The 16,875-nt window shown below is 33.4% G+C and carries 12 protein-coding genes and 1 other RNA gene; 7 read left to right on the forward strand and 6 right to left on the reverse strand.

What is annotated here, in order from left to right:
• Nucleotides 1–90 precede the first annotated feature (90 nt).
• Nucleotides 91–487: a transfer-messenger RNA gene (ssrA, locus tag ABD816_RS15995) on the reverse strand.
• Nucleotides 488–604: 117 nt separating this feature from the next.
• Between ssrA and ABD816_RS16000 the strand changes: the two genes are divergently transcribed.
• The 4 genes from ABD816_RS16000 to ABD816_RS16015 all read left to right on the forward strand — a co-directional run bounded on the left by ABD816_RS16000 (nucleotide 605) and on the right by ABD816_RS16015 (nucleotide 4,437).
• Nucleotides 605–1,810, forward strand: a complete 1,206-nt coding sequence (locus tag ABD816_RS16000) for an NAD(P)-dependent oxidoreductase (RefSeq protein ID WP_344929115.1) — start codon at nucleotides 605–607, stop codon at nucleotides 1,808–1,810.
• 27 nt (nucleotides 1,811–1,837) lie between these two features.
• The gene (pyrF, locus tag ABD816_RS16005; RefSeq protein ID WP_344929100.1) at nucleotides 1,838–2,662 is read left to right on the forward strand and encodes an orotidine-5'-phosphate decarboxylase; all 825 of its coding nucleotides are present in this window, start codon (nucleotides 1,838–1,840) and stop codon (nucleotides 2,660–2,662) included.
• A gap of 124 nt (nucleotides 2,663–2,786) precedes the next feature.
• Nucleotides 2,787–3,569: an ABC transporter substrate-binding protein gene (locus tag ABD816_RS16010; protein WP_344929101.1), complete on the forward strand. Its 783-nt coding sequence runs from the start codon at nucleotides 2,787–2,789 to the stop codon at nucleotides 3,567–3,569.
• An 88-nt stretch (nucleotides 3,570–3,657) separates the two neighbouring features.
• Nucleotides 3,658–4,437, forward strand: coding sequence for an alpha/beta fold hydrolase (locus tag ABD816_RS16015; protein WP_344929103.1), 780 nt, complete (start codon nucleotides 3,658–3,660; stop codon nucleotides 4,435–4,437).
• A gap of 44 nt (nucleotides 4,438–4,481) precedes the next feature.
• Here the strand turns inward: ABD816_RS16015 and ABD816_RS16020 are convergent, their stop codons facing one another.
• From ABD816_RS16020 to ABD816_RS16035, 4 genes are all read right to left on the reverse strand, one after another.
• Nucleotides 4,482–4,658, reverse strand: coding sequence for a Lacal_2735 family protein (locus tag ABD816_RS16020; protein ID WP_344929105.1), 177 nt, complete (start codon nucleotides 4,656–4,658; stop codon nucleotides 4,482–4,484).
• A 202-nt stretch (nucleotides 4,659–4,860) separates the two neighbouring features.
• Nucleotides 4,861–5,574, reverse strand: coding sequence for a DUF4197 domain-containing protein (locus tag ABD816_RS16025; RefSeq protein WP_344929106.1), 714 nt, complete (start codon nucleotides 5,572–5,574; stop codon nucleotides 4,861–4,863).
• Nucleotides 5,575–5,677: 103 nt separating this feature from the next.
• On the reverse strand, nucleotides 5,678–6,532 hold the full coding sequence (gene purU, locus ABD816_RS16030) for a formyltetrahydrofolate deformylase (protein WP_344929108.1): 855 nt from the start codon (nucleotides 6,530–6,532) through the stop codon (nucleotides 5,678–5,680).
• A 199-nt stretch (nucleotides 6,533–6,731) separates the two neighbouring features.
• The gene (locus ABD816_RS16035; protein ID WP_344929109.1) at nucleotides 6,732–9,344 is read right to left on the reverse strand and encodes a zinc-dependent metalloprotease; all 2,613 of its coding nucleotides are present in this window, start codon (nucleotides 9,342–9,344) and stop codon (nucleotides 6,732–6,734) included.
• A gap of 268 nt (nucleotides 9,345–9,612) precedes the next feature.
• Between ABD816_RS16035 and ABD816_RS16040 the strand changes: the two genes are divergently transcribed.
• Nucleotides 9,613–13,077, forward strand: a complete 3,465-nt coding sequence (locus ABD816_RS16040; RefSeq protein WP_344929110.1) for a methylmalonyl-CoA mutase family protein — start codon at nucleotides 9,613–9,615, stop codon at nucleotides 13,075–13,077.
• A gap of 235 nt (nucleotides 13,078–13,312) precedes the next feature.
• Here the strand turns inward: ABD816_RS16040 and ABD816_RS16045 are convergent, their stop codons facing one another.
• On the reverse strand, nucleotides 13,313–13,696 hold the full coding sequence (locus ABD816_RS16045) for a hypothetical protein (protein WP_344929111.1): 384 nt from the start codon (nucleotides 13,694–13,696) through the stop codon (nucleotides 13,313–13,315).
• Nucleotides 13,697–13,809: 113 nt separating this feature from the next.
• Between ABD816_RS16045 and ABD816_RS16050 the strand changes: the two genes are divergently transcribed.
• Both ABD816_RS16050 and ABD816_RS16055 read left to right on the forward strand, forming a co-directional pair.
• Nucleotides 13,810–14,259 (forward strand): Lrp/AsnC family transcriptional regulator, encoded by a 450-nt coding sequence (locus ABD816_RS16050; protein WP_344929112.1) that lies wholly within the window; start codon nucleotides 13,810–13,812, stop codon nucleotides 14,257–14,259.
• An 836-nt stretch (nucleotides 14,260–15,095) separates the two neighbouring features.
• A complete protein-coding gene (locus ABD816_RS16055) occupies nucleotides 15,096–16,487 on the forward strand; it encodes a hypothetical protein (RefSeq protein WP_344929114.1) in 1,392 nt (463 codons plus the stop codon).
• Nucleotides 16,488–16,875 lie beyond the last annotated feature (388 nt).

Raw genomic sequence — 16,875 nt, forward strand, 5'->3', positions numbered from 1 at the left:
TGATCCAGTGGATCAATTTAGCGTAGGAGCCAGCTGGCGCGTGGCCGAATCCCCTGATTGCACAAAAAAACCACCCGAAGGTGGTTTTTGAAGTGGAGTCGGAGGGATTCGAACCCTCGTCCAAACAAGCAATTAAACTGCTTTCTACACGCTTAGTTTCTGTTTAGATTTTCGTGAGCTTGCCGGTCAAAAACTACCAACGCACCCCTTATTCTCAATTAATTTCAAAACTATATCAAGACACTATAGTTTCTATGTTTACTTTTACGATACTCAAAACCAAACGCCGTAAACCAAGGCTTCTGAAGAGTATCCTGCTTGTCTACCTGGTAGACCGAGGCATTATCCTACTGTAATTCGGATTATGCAGCTAGGGCGTAGTTATTCTCGCCGTTTAAAAAGGTGAAATAGATATTAACGAGCATTAACTTCATAGCTCGGCGTGCTTACAATCCAATTCGACTCGCTGTCAAAACCAGTCGACCCCATGTTTAAAAAATTCTGAAACAGGAATCCCTAATTCAGAATTAGGAAGGCAAATATAGTCATAATTGTCATATATTTACTTCCTTTTTAATACTCAAAAAATATACCATTTTATATGATCAAATTCGGAATAATTAAGGAAAGAAAAAATCCACCGGATCATCGGGTTGTTTTTTCTCCGGAAGGTCTTGCAAAAGCAGTAGTGAAATTTCCAGAGGCCTCTTTTCTTGTGGAAAATTCTGATATAAGAGGATTTAAAAATGAGACATACATTGACAAAGGATTTGAGGTGTCTAACGACATGTCAGACTGTGATGTGCTATTAGGAGTAAAAGAGGTGCCGATTTCTGCATTAATTTCTAATAAAAAATATTTTTTCTTTTCGCATACGATTAAAAAACAACCGTATAATCGAGATTTGCTACAGGCAATATTAGATAAACAAATAGAATTTTTTGATCACGAAACGATTGTCAATCAAAAAGGATTTAGAACCATAGGTTTTGGACATTATGCTGGTATTGTAGGAGCTTATAATGGGTTTAGAACATTAGGCCTTAAGAATAGTAATTTTGAACTTCCAAAAGCTGATACGCTGTTAGATCAAAAAGCATTAGTGTCTGAGTTATCAAAAATTACAGTCCCGGCAATAAAAATATTACTAACAGGAAAGGGTAGAGTAGGCAGTGGAGCTAAAGAGATATTAGATGCGATGGATATACGAGAAGTTTCTATAGAGGATTATTTGTATAAAACATATGATCAACCTGTATATGCACAGATTGATGCTCTGGATTATAATGCCAGAAAAGATGGAAAGAACTTAGATCTTACGGATTTTTATCAGCACCCGGAGGATTATAAAAGTACTTTTATGCGTTTTGCAAAGGTCACAGATTTTTATATTGCCGGACACTTTTTTGGAGATGGAGCACCCTGTATTTACACCCGTGAGGATGCTCGATCTAAAGATTTTAATATCAAGGTGGTAGCTGATATTTCTTGTGATATAGACGGGCCAATAGCATCCACCATACGATCTTCTACTATTGAAGATCCTGTATATGGATATGATCCGGTGACTGAAACCGAAATTGATTTTATGAACCCCAAAGCAATCGCTGTCATGGCAGTAGATAATTTACCATGTGAATTGCCTCGGGATGCTAGTGAAGGTTTTGGAGAGATGTTTATGAAAAATGTGTTGCCAGCATTCTTTAATAATGATGCAGACGGAGTATTAGAACGAGCAAGAATGACAAAAGATGGAAAACTAACTGAGCGTTTTGCATATTTGCAAGACTATGTAGACGGAAAAGAATAATTTATATAACACATACGTATTAAAAAAATGACTACGCAGCAACTCGTTGATCAAATCTGGAAAAAAAAATCATTCCTATGTATAGGATTAGATGTAGATCTTACTAAAATTCCAGCGTATTTACTGGAAGAAGAAGATCCCATTTTTGAGTTTAATAAAAGAATTATAGAGGCGACACAACATCTGGCGGTGGCCTATAAACCCAATACTGCATTTTATGAAGCCTACGGGATAAAAGGTTGGAAATCATTAGAAAAAACGATTCAGTATCTAAATACGAACTATCCTGAAATTTTTACAATTGCTGATGCCAAACGAGGAGATATAGGTAATACCAGTGCAATGTATGCCAAGGCTTTTTTTGAAGATATGGAGTTTGATTCAGTAACGGTAGCACCCTATATGGGTAAGGATTCTGTAGAACCTTTTTTAACATTCGAGGGGAAACATACCATTATGTTAGCCTTAACTTCTAATCAGGGAGCTTTTGATTTTCAGACAAAAAGTATAGAAGGTAAAGAAGTATATAAGCACGTATTAGAAACATCAAAAAGCTGGAAACATTCAGAAAATCTAATGTATGTTGTTGGAGCAACTAAAGCCGAATATTTTGCAGATATTAGAAAAATCGTACCCAATAGCTTTTTGTTAGTTCCCGGAGTAGGGGCACAGGGGGGTAATTTGCAAGAGGTATGTAAGTTTGGTCTTACTGACCAGATTGGATTATTAATCAATTCATCCAGAGGTATTATTTATGCTTCAAACGGAACTGATTTTGATACAGTTGCTGCAAAAAAAGCAGCTGAACTTCAACGTCAAATGGCCGTGATTCTGGATGCTAAAAAAGTATAAAACACTATTGTTTCAAGGAGGTATGACGAAGCAACCTTTTGATTGGTAGTAGGAAAGTTTAAACAGATTACTTCGCTTCGTTACACTGCGCTCGCGATGACGGTTTCAAAGTATATGTAATAGTATGATTATCAAAGACCAATTAGATAGGGAGATCAGTATACAAAAGATTCCGGAACGGATTATATCACTGGTGCCATCGCAAACAGAGTTGCTTGTAGATATGGGCTTGTCGAACCGGATTGTTGGGGTGACTAAATTTTGTGTACACCCTGATACTATTAAAAAGGAAAAAACAATTGTAGGAGGAACCAAACAAGTCAATTTTGAAACCATAAAAAAGTTACATCCTGATCTGATTCTATGTAACAAAGAAGAAAATATAAAGGAAATTGTAGAAGCACTACAAGATGATTATGCTGTACATGTATCTGATGTTGCAAATGTAGAAGATGCCTTATGTATGATTCATCAATATGGGGAGATTTTTGAGAAAGAGAAAGAAGCAAAGGTCATTATCGAGGAGATTAGATCGGCAAAAGCATCTTTTGAGCTATTTATAAAAGATAAACCAAAGAAGAAAGTAGCTTATTTTATATGGAGAAAGCCATGGATGGCTGCAGGAAATGGAACATTTATACATTATTTAATGGAGTTGAATGGTTTTATAAATGTTTTCGGACATCAGGATAGGTATCCGGAAGTTACAGAGGCTCATTTAAAAAGTTTAGAAGATATAGATCTTGTTTTATTGTCTTCAGAACCCTTTCCATTTTCTAATACACACCTTCCTGAAGTTCAACAAATGATCCCTAATGCTAAGATTATTTTAGTGGATGGTGAATATTTTTCGTGGTATGGAGCCAGATTAATAGCTGGTTTTAGATATTTTGAAACGCTCCATTAAGTGTCTGTTTGATAAACAGTTTATTAAAATTTGCAAAGCATACTTTTAATCCATAATAAGTTACTACATTTGTAGCACTAGACAACATATGCTTAATTATTCCATATATACACATGCTGAAAGTAAAGATTGGGTAACTTTTGTACACGGTGCAGGAGGAAGTTCTTCTATATGGTTTAAACAAGTACGTGAGTTTAGAAAGCATTTTAATGTTTTGTTACTGGATCTGAGAGGGCATGGTAATTCTAAGCCTGCGCTAAAAGATGCTTTTAAGTCTAAGTATACTTTTGATTCTATTACCGAAGATATTGTGGAGGTGATCAGAAAAGAAAATATAAAATCATCTCATTTTGTTGGAATATCTTTAGGAACCATTTTGATAAGAAACCTGGCGGAGAAATATCCTGATCTGGTAGATAGCATGATTATGGGTGGAGCTATTATGAAATTAAACTTGCGATCACAGGTATTAATGAAGCTTGGTGTGGTGTTTAAGTCTGTAATACCGTATATGTTACTGTATAAATTCTTCGCATTTGTTATTATGCCAAGAAAAAATCATAAGCAATCCAGATTACTTTTTGTTAATGAGGCTAAAAAGCTATATCAAAAAGAGTTTATACGATGGTTTAGATTAACTTCAGAAATCAATCCTTTATTACGATTTTTTAGAGCAAAAGATATTGAAATTCCTACGTTATATGTGATGGGAGCGGAAGATCATCTTTTTTTACCTTCTATAAGGAAAATAACAGATACGCATAAGTTTTCATCTCTTTTTGTAGTCAAAGATTCTGGTCATGTAGTCAATGTAGAGCAGTCAGAAGTTTTTAATAGAGAGACTATTTCTTTTATACATCAATTTTAATCCAGTTATTTAATCTAATCTGTCAGCTATTTAGCGTTAATAAATTAGAGCTGTTGATGTTCCAATTTATTAATTCTAGACATAATTCTGCTCGCTTCATCGTGTAACTGATCACTTTTGTTTTTGTCCTTTATTGCTAAATTATATGCATTCTTCATCAGTCTACAATATCGTTTTTGTAGTTTTTGTAATTCCGTTTCCTCTTTTAGCCAACTAAACATAAAATAATTTAAATATATTCACAATGCAAAGATATAAGACTACTTAATGAAAGTTTCTTAAGGCCTAGTTAAGATTTTTCTAAGAGGCTGCTAAAATAAAATATATAAAATTTTGATGATGAATATCTACAAAAAGAGCGCTATTTGAACAAAATCAAATAGCGCTCTTTTGTAAGGTATATTTTTCAATAGCTATTGCTAATTAATCTTGTAGTGCAAATACTTTTTTTAATACGTCCGATGTTCTGGAACTTAGTTTTGTTCTGATTTCTCCTTCTTCTATAGCAATCATTTTATACACCCCGCTTAATGCCTCTCCTGTAACATAATCTGTGATATCAGGATTTACATTATTAGTAAAAGGGATGGAATTATATTTATTGATAATATTAGTCCAGATTTTATCAGCTCCTACTTTAGAAAAAGAACTTTCTATAACCGGGCTGAATTTTCCATATAATTCTGTGCTTGTGGTACCTTTAAGATATTGTGTCGCGGCATCATTATTTCCTAATAGGATTTGCTTAGCATCATTAAATGACATTTGTTTCACAGCATTTACAAAAATAGGCGTTGCTTCTTTTACTGCGTTTTCTGCAGCTCGGTTTAAAACTTTAAGTCCTTCATCTGCTAAGCTACTTAGACCAATATCTCTTAGTGCTTTATCAACCTTAGTTAATTCACTGGGAAGTGCAATTTTTACCAATTCATTTTTATAAAAACCATCCGTTTGAGTCAGTTTAGATACTTGCTTGTCAATACCTTTATCTAAAGCTTCTTTTAAACCATTGGCGATATCCAGATTACTTAATCCAACAGTTCCCATGCTATCCTGCGGGAGGCTATCAATAACTTGCTGCAGTTCTGCGCAGCTGCTTAGAATGATAATGCAAAAAATAGAGATAAGCTTTTTCATAAAAATAATTTGTGTTTGTTAATAAGCAAATTTAATAATAATGTATAATAAAAGACGTGCTAGTCCGTAATAATCAAAATATGCATGACACTATATAGCTGGTTTATGAGAAAATCACAGTTTTATTGCTGTAAACCAAAACTTTACGTTCAATATGGTATTTGATGGCTTTAGACAATACGATTTTTTCGAGATCGCGACCTTTTAGAATAAAATCCTGTACATTATGAATATGTGATACACGTGCAATTTCTTGTTCTATAATAGGCCCTTCATCTAATTCTGAAGTCACATAATGTCCTGTAGCTCCAATGATTTTAACTCCTCTTTTATAGGCAGAGTGGTATGGCTTTGCTCCAGGAAACGCAGGTAAAAAGGAATGATGGATATTGATAATTCTATTGGGATATTGATTTACAAAATTTGGCGGGATAATTTGCATATATCTCGCTAAAACTATAAAATCAATTTTTGAATCCTTTAATAATTTTAAATGTTCATTTTCAGCTTGTTGTCCGTTGTCTTTAGAGACAGGAATATGTTTGAAAGGGATATTAAAACTATCGGCAATCGGTTTTAGATCTTCGTGATTACTAATTATGATTGGAATTTTTACGTGTAATTCGCCAGATGCGTGCCTGCCAAGAATATCATATAAGCAATGATCATACTTAGATACAAAAATGGCCATCCTGGGTTTTTTTTCTGCATTATACATTTCCCAATGCATGTTATAATTTTTAGCCACTTCTTTAGTGAAAGATTCTTTAAATATTGTGAGCTTTTCTTCATCATCATCAAATTCGCACTCCAGACGCATAAAGAATTCACCTAATTCTCTGTCAACATGCTGTTCTACATATACTGTGTTTCCTTTTTTTGATAATACAAAATTAGTAACAGTGGCTACAATTCCTTTTTTATCAGGACAATTAATAAGTAGAATGACATTTCTCATGTGTTGACTTAAATTATTTTAAAAATATAAACTTACTATTTAAGAAATGAATTTTCTAATAATTAGCGATAAACCTAATCTTACAGTTCACGTTTTTAAATGATTAAAAGTGTATGGTTTATATTGTTGAATTATTTATAAAAAACAAAGGCTGATTTTAGTAATAATCAGCCTTTGTTTTTACAGAAACGAGATAATATTATTTAATAGCATCAATTGAATTATTAATCAGAGTTTTTAAATGATCTTTATGGGCTTTGGATAAAATATTCCCAGTGTTGTTAGAAACCATAGATTTTATACTCTTTAGATTATATAATGCCATAGATTTAGCAGCATAAGTATATGGAGGTTGCTTTCTTTTGGAGTCAGATTTAGGTACAGTATCGAAGAGTATTTTAATAAGCTTTTTTACGTATTCTAATTGAAGATTTTGTCTAAATGTATTTATAGAGCCAGCAACATCAGCTTTAAAAATTGATGAGTTGAGATCTGTCATAAATTCTGATAAAGCATAAGTGTTACCATACAACTCAGAATCCGTTATTCTTTGTAATGTGTTAGGATGTAGAATATGATCAAGAACTCTTTTTTGATAACCAAGAACCATCTTATGTATCCTGGGGTCTTCAGGATTGCTAAAGAAATTAAACCCTCTTCTTTGTGCTGCCAGATAATTATATAATTCAGCAGGAGTGTCAAAGGCATTAGGCGCAAATATATAATCAGACAGAGCTTGCATTGCTCTTTTTTGATCAGAGTAGGATACAGGAGTAAAAGGTTGCATCGCTTCATTTTGTCCGATTGTAGAGCGATCTACATAAACTCCTCCTATAAATCGGGAAATTACATCACCCGCTCTGCCGTATTGGCTTTTTAGAATAAAAAAAGCTTGAAGCAACTCCTGATATGTTTCTCCAGGTTGGTTAAATTGACTTTTTAAATCCTTCAGTATATCAGTAACCAGCTTTATTCTGTCTATAGAATATGTAATTTGATCATTAGATAAATCACCAGTCATTACTCTGGGATCAATTCCTTTACCAGGAGAACGCATATCATCTGCATCATTCCCAAAGCTAAGTTCTGGTTGTATGGATTTAGCAAGGATTAAGTCTAATTCATCTGGTGATTGTATCTGTGAATACCCAAATTGGATAGCCCAATCATCATAAGGTCCAAGTACTTCAGAGTAAAAGTGTCCTTGATTAGCTTTATCAATGGTTACATTGATAGCTTCATAGTCCATAACAGATCCGGTTAACGATTTCCCTTTAATAAATGCTGGATCATATAATTGGGCTGGTGAGAATAACTGGCTCGATTTCATATTATGATTGAGACCTAAAGTATGACCTACCTCATGCATAATGAGGTTTATCATTGCTTCTTTTTTCATTCCCTCAATCTCTTCAATAGAAGAACCAAATGCTTTTAGAGCCGTTTGTCCAAAAAGAGTATTTTCATGTGTCATTTCTCCAAATGAACAATAAGCATGCGTATTATTAATAGGCGTATATTCAGTATTTGTTTCGTTCAAATTAAATATTTTGTCTATTCTTACCCGATTGGTATGATGCACATACTCCAGCATAATATCTGCTCCTAAAATTTCTCCGGTTCTTGGGTTTACAAAGCTAGGTCCATATCCACCAAAACGGGGTGCTGGAGAGGATGTCCATCGTAATACATTATATCTGATATCCCCAGCATCCCAGGTAGCATCATCGGGTTGTGTTTTTACTACGATTGCATTTTTAAAACCTGCTTTTTCGAAGGCTTTATTCCACTCCAATACTCCTTGCTTTATAGAAGCTCTGAATTCTAGAGGAGTACTGTTCTCAATCCACCATACAATGGGTTGAACAGGCTCAGAAATCTTAGCGGTTGGATCTTTTTTTACCAGATTCCATCGATGTATTAAATCTCTGTAAGGTGCTACTTTTTTAGAAGTCATATCCGTTACCTGGGTGGTAAAATAGCCCACTCTGGGATCGTCAAATCTGGGTTGGTAATCATTTTCTGGCATGGCAATGAGGCTATGTGCTACTTTGATCGTTATATTTCTTCCATCGACTACCGCATTAGAGCCTTTGTTAAGTATAGAGCTTTTAGAATATACATAATGACTTTGTATATTTAAGTTTTCAGGATAATTCTGGATTTTTTTAATTTTCGTTTTCTCTTCACTTAGGTTACCTAGTTTAAATGAAAAAGGGGATGCCCCGGGAACAGCAGGTCTTTTTATTTGGTTAAAGGTTTCTTTTATAAAGAGCGCATCAGACGTAATGAGATAGTTCTCTTTTTTATCATCCTGCGCCTCAATGGTAAGACTGGCTAAGATCCCGTCACTTACATTGGCTCCAGAGGATTTTGATAAAGCGTTGTTTTCATCAAAATAGAAAGATACGTTCTTTTGAATAAACTCAATTTTATCAAAATGTTTTTCAATTTTGAAAATTTTAGAATCAAGATAAGCACCCCTAAAAGCACCTGCGTCTGCAACGCCATCTGTAATCTGACTGAAATAGATGAATTCTTTTCCAATTTGATCTTTATGAATTAACATTTTTGTGGTACCGTCAATAGTATCGCGATACATCGTAAATAATCCTTCAATTTTCTCACTTTTTTTAGTGAGTTCTTTGATTGTTTTTTCGTTTTTCTCTTTCTTTCCAGTATCTACCTGTTCTGATGTTCCTTTTTTTAATTTTTTCTTCTTGCTTTGTGCTTCAGTATGCTGAATTCCTATCCCAAGAATGCATAGAAAAGCGATAAGAATGAACTTATTATTTGATACTATAAATTTCATTTCCTGATGTATTTGATTGAATAATGCGGGAATATATTATTTTCTGATATACAAGAGAAAATTTTTAACAACTGCATTAACATTACATAAAAATTCTGACTAAAGAATTTACTTGTTGAATATCACGGAACTTTCAATTTTAATAGTAGATTTGAATAGCATATATAGATCTTGCGTATATTTTTAAAGTTTATATTATTCTTAAAAAACAAGCTATATTAATAGGTATTTCGTAAATTACAACGCATAAAAACACTTACTTTTATCAATGAAGCAAATTTCTCCATACAAACCGAAGAATAAAGTTAGAATTGTAACAGCGGCCTCCCTTTTTGATGGACATGATGCTGCTATTAATATAATGCGGCGAATTATCCAATCTACAGGAGTAGAAGTGATCCATCTGGGACACGACAGGAGTGTAGAAGAAGTAGTAAACTGTGCGATACAGGAAGATGCGAATGCAATTGCAATGACCTCGTATCAAGGAGGTCATAATGAGTACTTTAAGTATATGTATGATTTGCTACAGGAAAAAGGAGCGACTCATATTAAAGTATTCGCAGGTGGAGGTGGAGTGATTCTGCCAGAAGAAATCAAAGATCTGATGGCATATGGAATTACCAGGATTTATTCTCCGGATGATGGTAGAGCATTAGGTTTACAGGGAATGATTAATGATCTTGTAGCACAATCAGATACTAGTGCAGCATTAACTTTTCCTGAAGAGACTGTTATAAATGGTGAGCTTAAAGATAAAGAAGTTAATACAATCGCCAGATTAATTACAATAGCAGAAAATGAGCCGGAGAAATTTGAACAAATATTTAGAAAGAACAGTAAACTTGGCATTGCTGCTTCAGAGTCTGATGAAAAACAAATAACACCAGTTTTAGGAATTACAGGAACTGGTGGATCAGGAAAATCTTCATTGGTAGATGAATTGGTACGTCGTTTTCTGATAGACTTTCCAGAAAAAACGATAGGATTAATTTCTGTGGATCCTTCTAAACGTAAAACAGGAGGAGCATTGCTGGGAGATCGGATTCGTATGAATTCAATTAATTCTCCGCGGGTATATATGCGTTCACTTGCCACAAGACAATCAAATCTGGCATTGTCAAAATATGTGGCCGAGGCTATAGAAATATTAAAAGCAGCTCAATTTGATATTATTATTTTGGAAACCTCAGGTATTGGACAATCAGATACCGAGATTTTAGAGCATAGTGATACTTCTCTATATGTAATGACTCCGGAGTTTGGAGCCGCAACACAATTAGAAAAGATTGATATGCTTGATTTTGCAGATTTGGTAGCGATCAATAAATTTGATAAAAGAGGTTCACTAGATGCACTCAGAGATGTGAAAAAGCAGTATATGCGTAATCATCAATTATGGGAAACTCCGCAAGATGAGTTGCCTGTATATGGCACCATCGCATCACAGTTTAATGATCCGGGGATGAATACATTGTATAAGGCGATCATGGATAAGGTAGTAGAAAAAACCGGGGCAGCCGTAGTTTCTGGTTTTCATATATCAAAAGAAATGTCCGAAAAAATATTTGTGATCCCACCAAGTAGAACGAGATATCTATCTGAGATAGCAGAAAGTAATAGAGCATATGATACCAAGGCTAATACGCAGCAAGCGGTAGCTCAGAAATTATTCGGTATTTACAAAACGATTTGTAGTGTTGCTGATATTGATTTTTTAGACCTGTCAAAGCATGGGATAGATGATGGAAGTCTTCGCAAAGTTTATAACGATGCTAATACCTCTTTCTTAAAGTTGCTTTTGGCAGAATTTGATCGGGTAAAATTGAATTTGGATCCATATAACTGGGAAGTTATTATGAACTGGGGTGCAAAAGTCCAGAAATATAAAGATCCAGTATATTCATTTAAGGTACGAGATAAAGAAATAAAAATTGAGACACATACAGAATCACTATCCCATGTGCAGATACCTAAGGTAGCATTGCCAAAATATGAGGCTTGGGGTGATGTTCTAAAATGGTGTTTACAAGAAAATGTTCCTGGCGAATTTCCTTTTGCTGCTGGATTATACCCTTTTAAACGTACAGGAGAAGATCCAACCAGAATGTTTGCAGGAGAAGGAGGACCAGAACGCACCAATCGCCGTTTTCATTATGTAAGTTTAGGGATGGATGCAAAACGACTTTCTACAGCATTTGATTCTGTAACACTATATGGTAATGATCCTGATCATAGGCCTGATATTTATGGTAAGATCGGTAACGCGGGTGTTTCTATCTGCTGTCTTGATGATGCTAAAAAATTGTACTCAGGGTTTGATTTAACTCATGCTATGACCTCTGTTAGTATGACGATTAACGGACCCGCACCGATGCTACTCGGATTCTTTATGAATGCAGCAATAGATCAAAACTGTGAAAAATATATTAAAGAACAAGGAATAGAGGACGATATAGAATTATCGATTCAAAAAATATATAAAGAAAAAGGGGTATCCAGACCTGTATATCAAGGTGAATTACCAGAAGGTAATGATGGGTTGGGATTACTATTGCTGGGAGTAACTGGCGATCAAGTATTACCAGATGCTGTATACACTGAGATCAAAACTAAAACCTTGAATGCTGTTAGAGGAACCGTTCAGGCAGATATCTTGAAAGAAGATCAAGCACAAAATACTTGTATTTTCTCTACAGAATTTGCATTGAGATTAATGGGAGATGTACAAGAATATTTTATTCAGAATCAAGTACGTAATTTTTATTCGGTTTCTATTTCCGGATATCATATTGCAGAAGCAGGTGCTAATCCAATCACACAATTAGCACTCACGTTATCTAATGGATTTACCTATGTAGAGTACTATCTAAGCCGTGGGATGGATATCAATAAATTTGGACCTAACTTATCATTTTTCTTTTCTAATGGCATAGATCCTGAGTATGCTGTTATTGGCAGAGTAGCTCGCAAAATATGGGCAAAAGCGCTGAAGCATAAGTATGGAGCCAATAGTAGAGCGCAGATGTTAAAATATCATATTCAGACTTCAGGACGTTCTTTACACGCGCAGGAAATTGATTTTAATGATATCCGTACTACCTTGCAAGCATTATATGCGATTTATGACAATTGTAATTCTCTGCACACAAACGCTTATGATGAAGCGATTACAACACCTACAGAGGAGTCTGTGCGCAGGGCTATGGCTATACAGTTAATCATTAATAAAGAATTAGGATTAGCTAAAAATGAGAATCCGATTCAGGGATCTTTTATCATTGAAGAATTAACAGATTTAGTAGAAGAAGCAGTATTAACAGAGTTTGATAGAATTACAGAGCGAGGAGGTGTACTGGGCGCTATGGAAACTATGTATCAAAGAAGCAAAATCCAAGAGGAGAGCTTGTATTATGAGACATTAAAACATAATGGAGAGTTCCCAATTATAGGGGTGAATACTTTTTTAAGTTCTAAGGGATCTCCTACCGTAACTCCCGGAGAAGTAATCAGAGCTACAGAAGAGGAAAAGCAATATCAAATCACCATGTTAAAAGATTTACATAAGGGTAATGCTGAAAAGACAGCGGATCTGCTCCGTGATTTACAAGAAAAAGCAGTGACGAATCAAAATATTTTTGAAGCACTGATGGAGGTGTGTAAGGTATGTTCCCTAGGGCAAATTACAGCCTCATTATTTGAGGTAGGAGGGCAATATCGACGTAATATGTAGGTTAAGCTTAATCTGGTAAGCTTAATGACATGAGGAAATTTATACGGAGTACATACCCGTATATGAAATAAAGTAAAGTAACCTGTGATTTTTTTATAGAGAAGTTTATATGGAATGTATTAAAAGAGGTTATTAATTACATACAATAGATACATATAATCTAATATTTTGTGTATAAAGGATTTATTAGTGTAAAAAGGGATAAGCTATATTGTGTTTTACAATAATGTAAATTTTATAAGGACATCATCCAGCTTCTCTGTAAACGTCTGAATTTTCTTAATTCTCTTCTAAGGAGAATCAAAAAATCTTTCCCGTTACTACCGGATTTTTCTAATCGCTCACAATTCTTATAAAGACGATTGGTTAAGGTTCTTACTGAAAGTGCATATTTAATACGATCGTGCTTATCTATCTGACTTTCTGCTTTAATAATTTCAGGTGTTAAAGAATCTGATTGTCGTATGATATCACCAGTAAAATAGATATGAGGATCATCATAACCATTATTTTGCAATTCAGATAAATCATGAACCAGATAATTCGATATATTTCTGGACAACTGAAGAATTTCAATTGCTTGTTGATGTAGTTTTCTGTTTTTTTGTGGCTGTCTCATATATAATGGATACCAAAATTAAGTGTATTTTGTTGAATTCAAATTTAAAATTTAAGGTAAAATTTAAATTATACTATGTTTTTTAAAGTAAATTAATTAATTTGCTTTAAAAAATGGACAACACTGATTGGAAGATTTTAAATTACCTGCAAGAAAATGCCAGAGTATCCAATGCTGAACTAGGAAGAAAGGTAGGTTTAAGTTCGCCTGCAGTCACAGAACGTATAAAAAAAATGGAAGATTATGGTATCATTGAAGGGTATATGACGAAGGTATCCTTTGCTAAGACAGGATATCAATTAAAAGCGATGATTACATTACGCGCATTCATGGGTAGGTTAAAACCATTTTTATCAAAGGTGTCTCAATTTAAAGAAATATTAAATTGCTATCGAATCACAGGGAACGAAAACATTATTATGGAAGTTGTAGTGCAGGATCAATCACATCTTCAAATCTTTATTGATAAATTGATTACTTATGGAGAAACAAAGACACACATTATCTTATCTAATGTTATTGAAAATAATCCAATTGTAAAGCGATACGAAGTTATAGAATGAGAATGATCAGTTCAGTAGTCCATAAACTATACTACTGTAGATTATTAAATGAGTTATCAGGCATGTAGCAAAGCTATTACTATGCTCGATATTCACTGCATCAAGCCAGAGCGCAGCTAATAGTATAGAAAAATGTGAAATTAATCCACAGTTATGAGGGAGTTATACTAACTTCTCAGTTAGTATGAGTTTGCCTAGTTACGCTCTGATTCATTACTTGTCGTTATTATATTGTCGGGATTCAATGGTATGGGCTATAAATTAATGGTTTTTAATGTTCAAAAAGTGTGTTTTGATAATTTTGGCATAAGGTTTGATAATATATTGGTATAGTGTATAATCTATCTCCTGTGTGAGGACATTAGCCAAGGGCTGAAGATAGTATGGGAAAAGGATTTAAAAAACGTTTGAATTTTAGTTCAAGCGTTTTTTATTGTTCTTATTTTTCTTTTATGGATAGTTATAAACTAATTAATGATAGTAAAGACTTGTTTCTTTCTGTTGTTACCAGTACAAAATTCAGTAATGAACCCTGCAAAATTTTTATCATAAAATAGCACAGTTTATAGTGTTTATAAATTTCCCGTAAAAACCTTAGCTTACTACGTATTCGATTTTCAAAATTGGCACTTTTTTTGATCAATATTTGAATTGTTATAATAGATGTAATCTTTTATGTAGTGTAGGCTTTTAATTCCATCAATAAATAAAATTAGATGCTATGATTCGTATAACTGTGTCATACTTTTCTTAAATTGAAATTTAATAATTTTCCAGTGAAAATATCTTTTATAGGATTTTTTTTTAGTTGTCTTTTTTCATGCTTTACGAATTGCATGCTGGGTCAGAGTACTTTAAAATTACAAAAGGGAATCGTTATAGATTCATTATTTATACCTGAAAATAAAAACGGTACTTATAGTATTTACTTGCCAAAATCATTTGACCTTACAAGAAAATGGCCTATTCTTTTAGGGTTTAGCTCTAAGGAGAATGCTAGAGATCTTACCAAACTTTTTAGCAATACGGCAGAGGAGTTAGGGTATATTGTAGTAGTTGCTAATTTTCCAGAAAAATTCAGCAATATTAAGGATAGGTCCTCTTATATTTCTCTTTTTTTAAATCATATTTTTTCCTTATTTCCAATTCATGAAAGAAGAGTGTATGCATTGGGAATAGATGATGATGCAGTTCTTAGTAGTTTATTGCCTGCCGCTTATAATACATTTAATGGTGTGGTAGCAATTAATAATAGTTATTATTACTTTTTTGATGAATTTGTAAAGCTTAGAAAAGACTTTTTATATGCAGGGGTAATTGACTATAAAAATTACAGATATCGTGATTTTGAAAGAATAAAGAAATATCTAAATAGGAAATTAATTACTGCCGACATATATCTATATGATGAAGAAATATCCATACCGCCAGAAGATGTCTTAACAAAGGTGGTAACTTCTTTTACTTTACAAGATATGTTAAAAGGAAAGATTGAAATGGATACTTTGTGGGTTAAAAATCAATTTGATAAAGATCAAATGGCCATAGACTCACTGGTAAAAGAGAAATCCTTGGTGACAGCTTATGAGGAATTGAGAAGTATGAGAAAGAAGTATCACTTGTTTTTTGATATCAGTAATTTAAAAGAACAACAAAAGAAAATTAGAAAAACCAGTGAATATAGAAAGGAAAGAAGGCTGCAAGTTAAATATAAGAATCAAGAACTATTCTTAAGAGAACAATTACGATTGTCACTAGAAGAGGATGCGTTACTAGTACAATATAAAAATTTAGGTTGGTGGCAATATAAAGTAGATGGGTTTACTAAAATGATGAAAACTCAGGAAAAGTATGCAAGTACTATGGCGATAAGAATGAGTGATTTTATAAAAGAACTTGTTATTGGTTATAAATTAGAAAATCGGGTTAAAGGAAAGATAAAGGAGAAAGAAATAGAAGAGAGGAAAATCTTTCTGAATATGCTGAGCACAATTGTAGACCCACAAGATTATGAGTCCTACAAGAATGTAATTTCTCTTTGTGCTATTGATCAGGATACTGCTACCTCACTTTTTTATTTAGAAAAAATGCTTAAGAATGGATATAGTGATTTGGATGGTTTATATACTATAGAAGGAACCTTGAATCTAAAAATATCTAAAGAATATAATACTCTGGTCAAAAAGTACTTAGGTACGTCAAAATATTTTTCCTTTATCGATCCATAAATATGTGTATAATTTTGTAGAAAAAGTATTTTATCGATTAAAATTGTATTTAATCGTTGTTTTGTTAATAAATTAGTGATATTTATTGATTTTGATAAAGAAATTTCTGTAATTTTGTTTTGAAGAGTAATTATACTATTCCTTAAAGTCGTATCTATTAATTACTAATGATATAGCATAAATAAGGGATAAATTAAGTGTGAGGACATTAGTCTAAAGACCCCAAATCTTGAAGCTAAAGAGAGTACGTAATTATCCTGAGAGGCTGTCTAAAAAGTAATTTAGGCAGTCTTTTTATTTTGTATATTTTCAGATTTTAATTGTTAATTGTAAATTTTAGCGAAGATTTATGGGATTTTATAAAAGCAAGTTAGCTTTTATAAGGCTA

Source organism: Aquimarina addita (genome assembly GCF_039539305.1).
Classification (GTDB): domain Bacteria; phylum Bacteroidota; class Bacteroidia; order Flavobacteriales; family Flavobacteriaceae; genus Aquimarina; species Aquimarina addita.

Coding starts and splice junctions, on each gene's coding strand:
- pyrF (WP_344929100.1), top strand. CDS start 1,838: ATGACTACGCAGCAACTCGTTGATCAAATCTGGAAAAAAAAATCATTC.
- ABD816_RS16010 (WP_344929101.1), top strand. CDS start 2,787: ATGATTATCAAAGACCAATTAGATAGGGAGATCAGTATACAAAAGATT.
- ABD816_RS16015 (WP_344929103.1), top strand. CDS start 3,658: ATGCTTAATTATTCCATATATACACATGCTGAAAGTAAAGATTGGGTA.
- ABD816_RS16020 (WP_344929105.1), bottom strand. CDS start 4,658: ATGTTTAGTTGGCTAAAAGAGGAAACGGAATTACAAAAACTACAAAAA.
- ABD816_RS16025 (WP_344929106.1), bottom strand. CDS start 5,574: ATGAAAAAGCTTATCTCTATTTTTTGCATTATCATTCTAAGCAGCTGC.
- purU (WP_344929108.1), bottom strand. CDS start 6,532: ATGAGAAATGTCATTCTACTTATTAATTGTCCTGATAAAAAAGGAATT.
- ABD816_RS16035 (WP_344929109.1), bottom strand. CDS start 9,344: ATGAAATTTATAGTATCAAATAATAAGTTCATTCTTATCGCTTTTCTA.
- ABD816_RS16040 (WP_344929110.1), top strand. CDS start 9,613: ATGAAGCAAATTTCTCCATACAAACCGAAGAATAAAGTTAGAATTGTA.
- ABD816_RS16045 (WP_344929111.1), bottom strand. CDS start 13,696: ATGAGACAGCCACAAAAAAACAGAAAACTACATCAACAAGCAATTGAA.
- ABD816_RS16050 (WP_344929112.1), top strand. CDS start 13,810: ATGGACAACACTGATTGGAAGATTTTAAATTACCTGCAAGAAAATGCC.
- ABD816_RS16055 (WP_344929114.1), top strand. CDS start 15,096: ATGCTGGGTCAGAGTACTTTAAAATTACAAAAGGGAATCGTTATAGAT.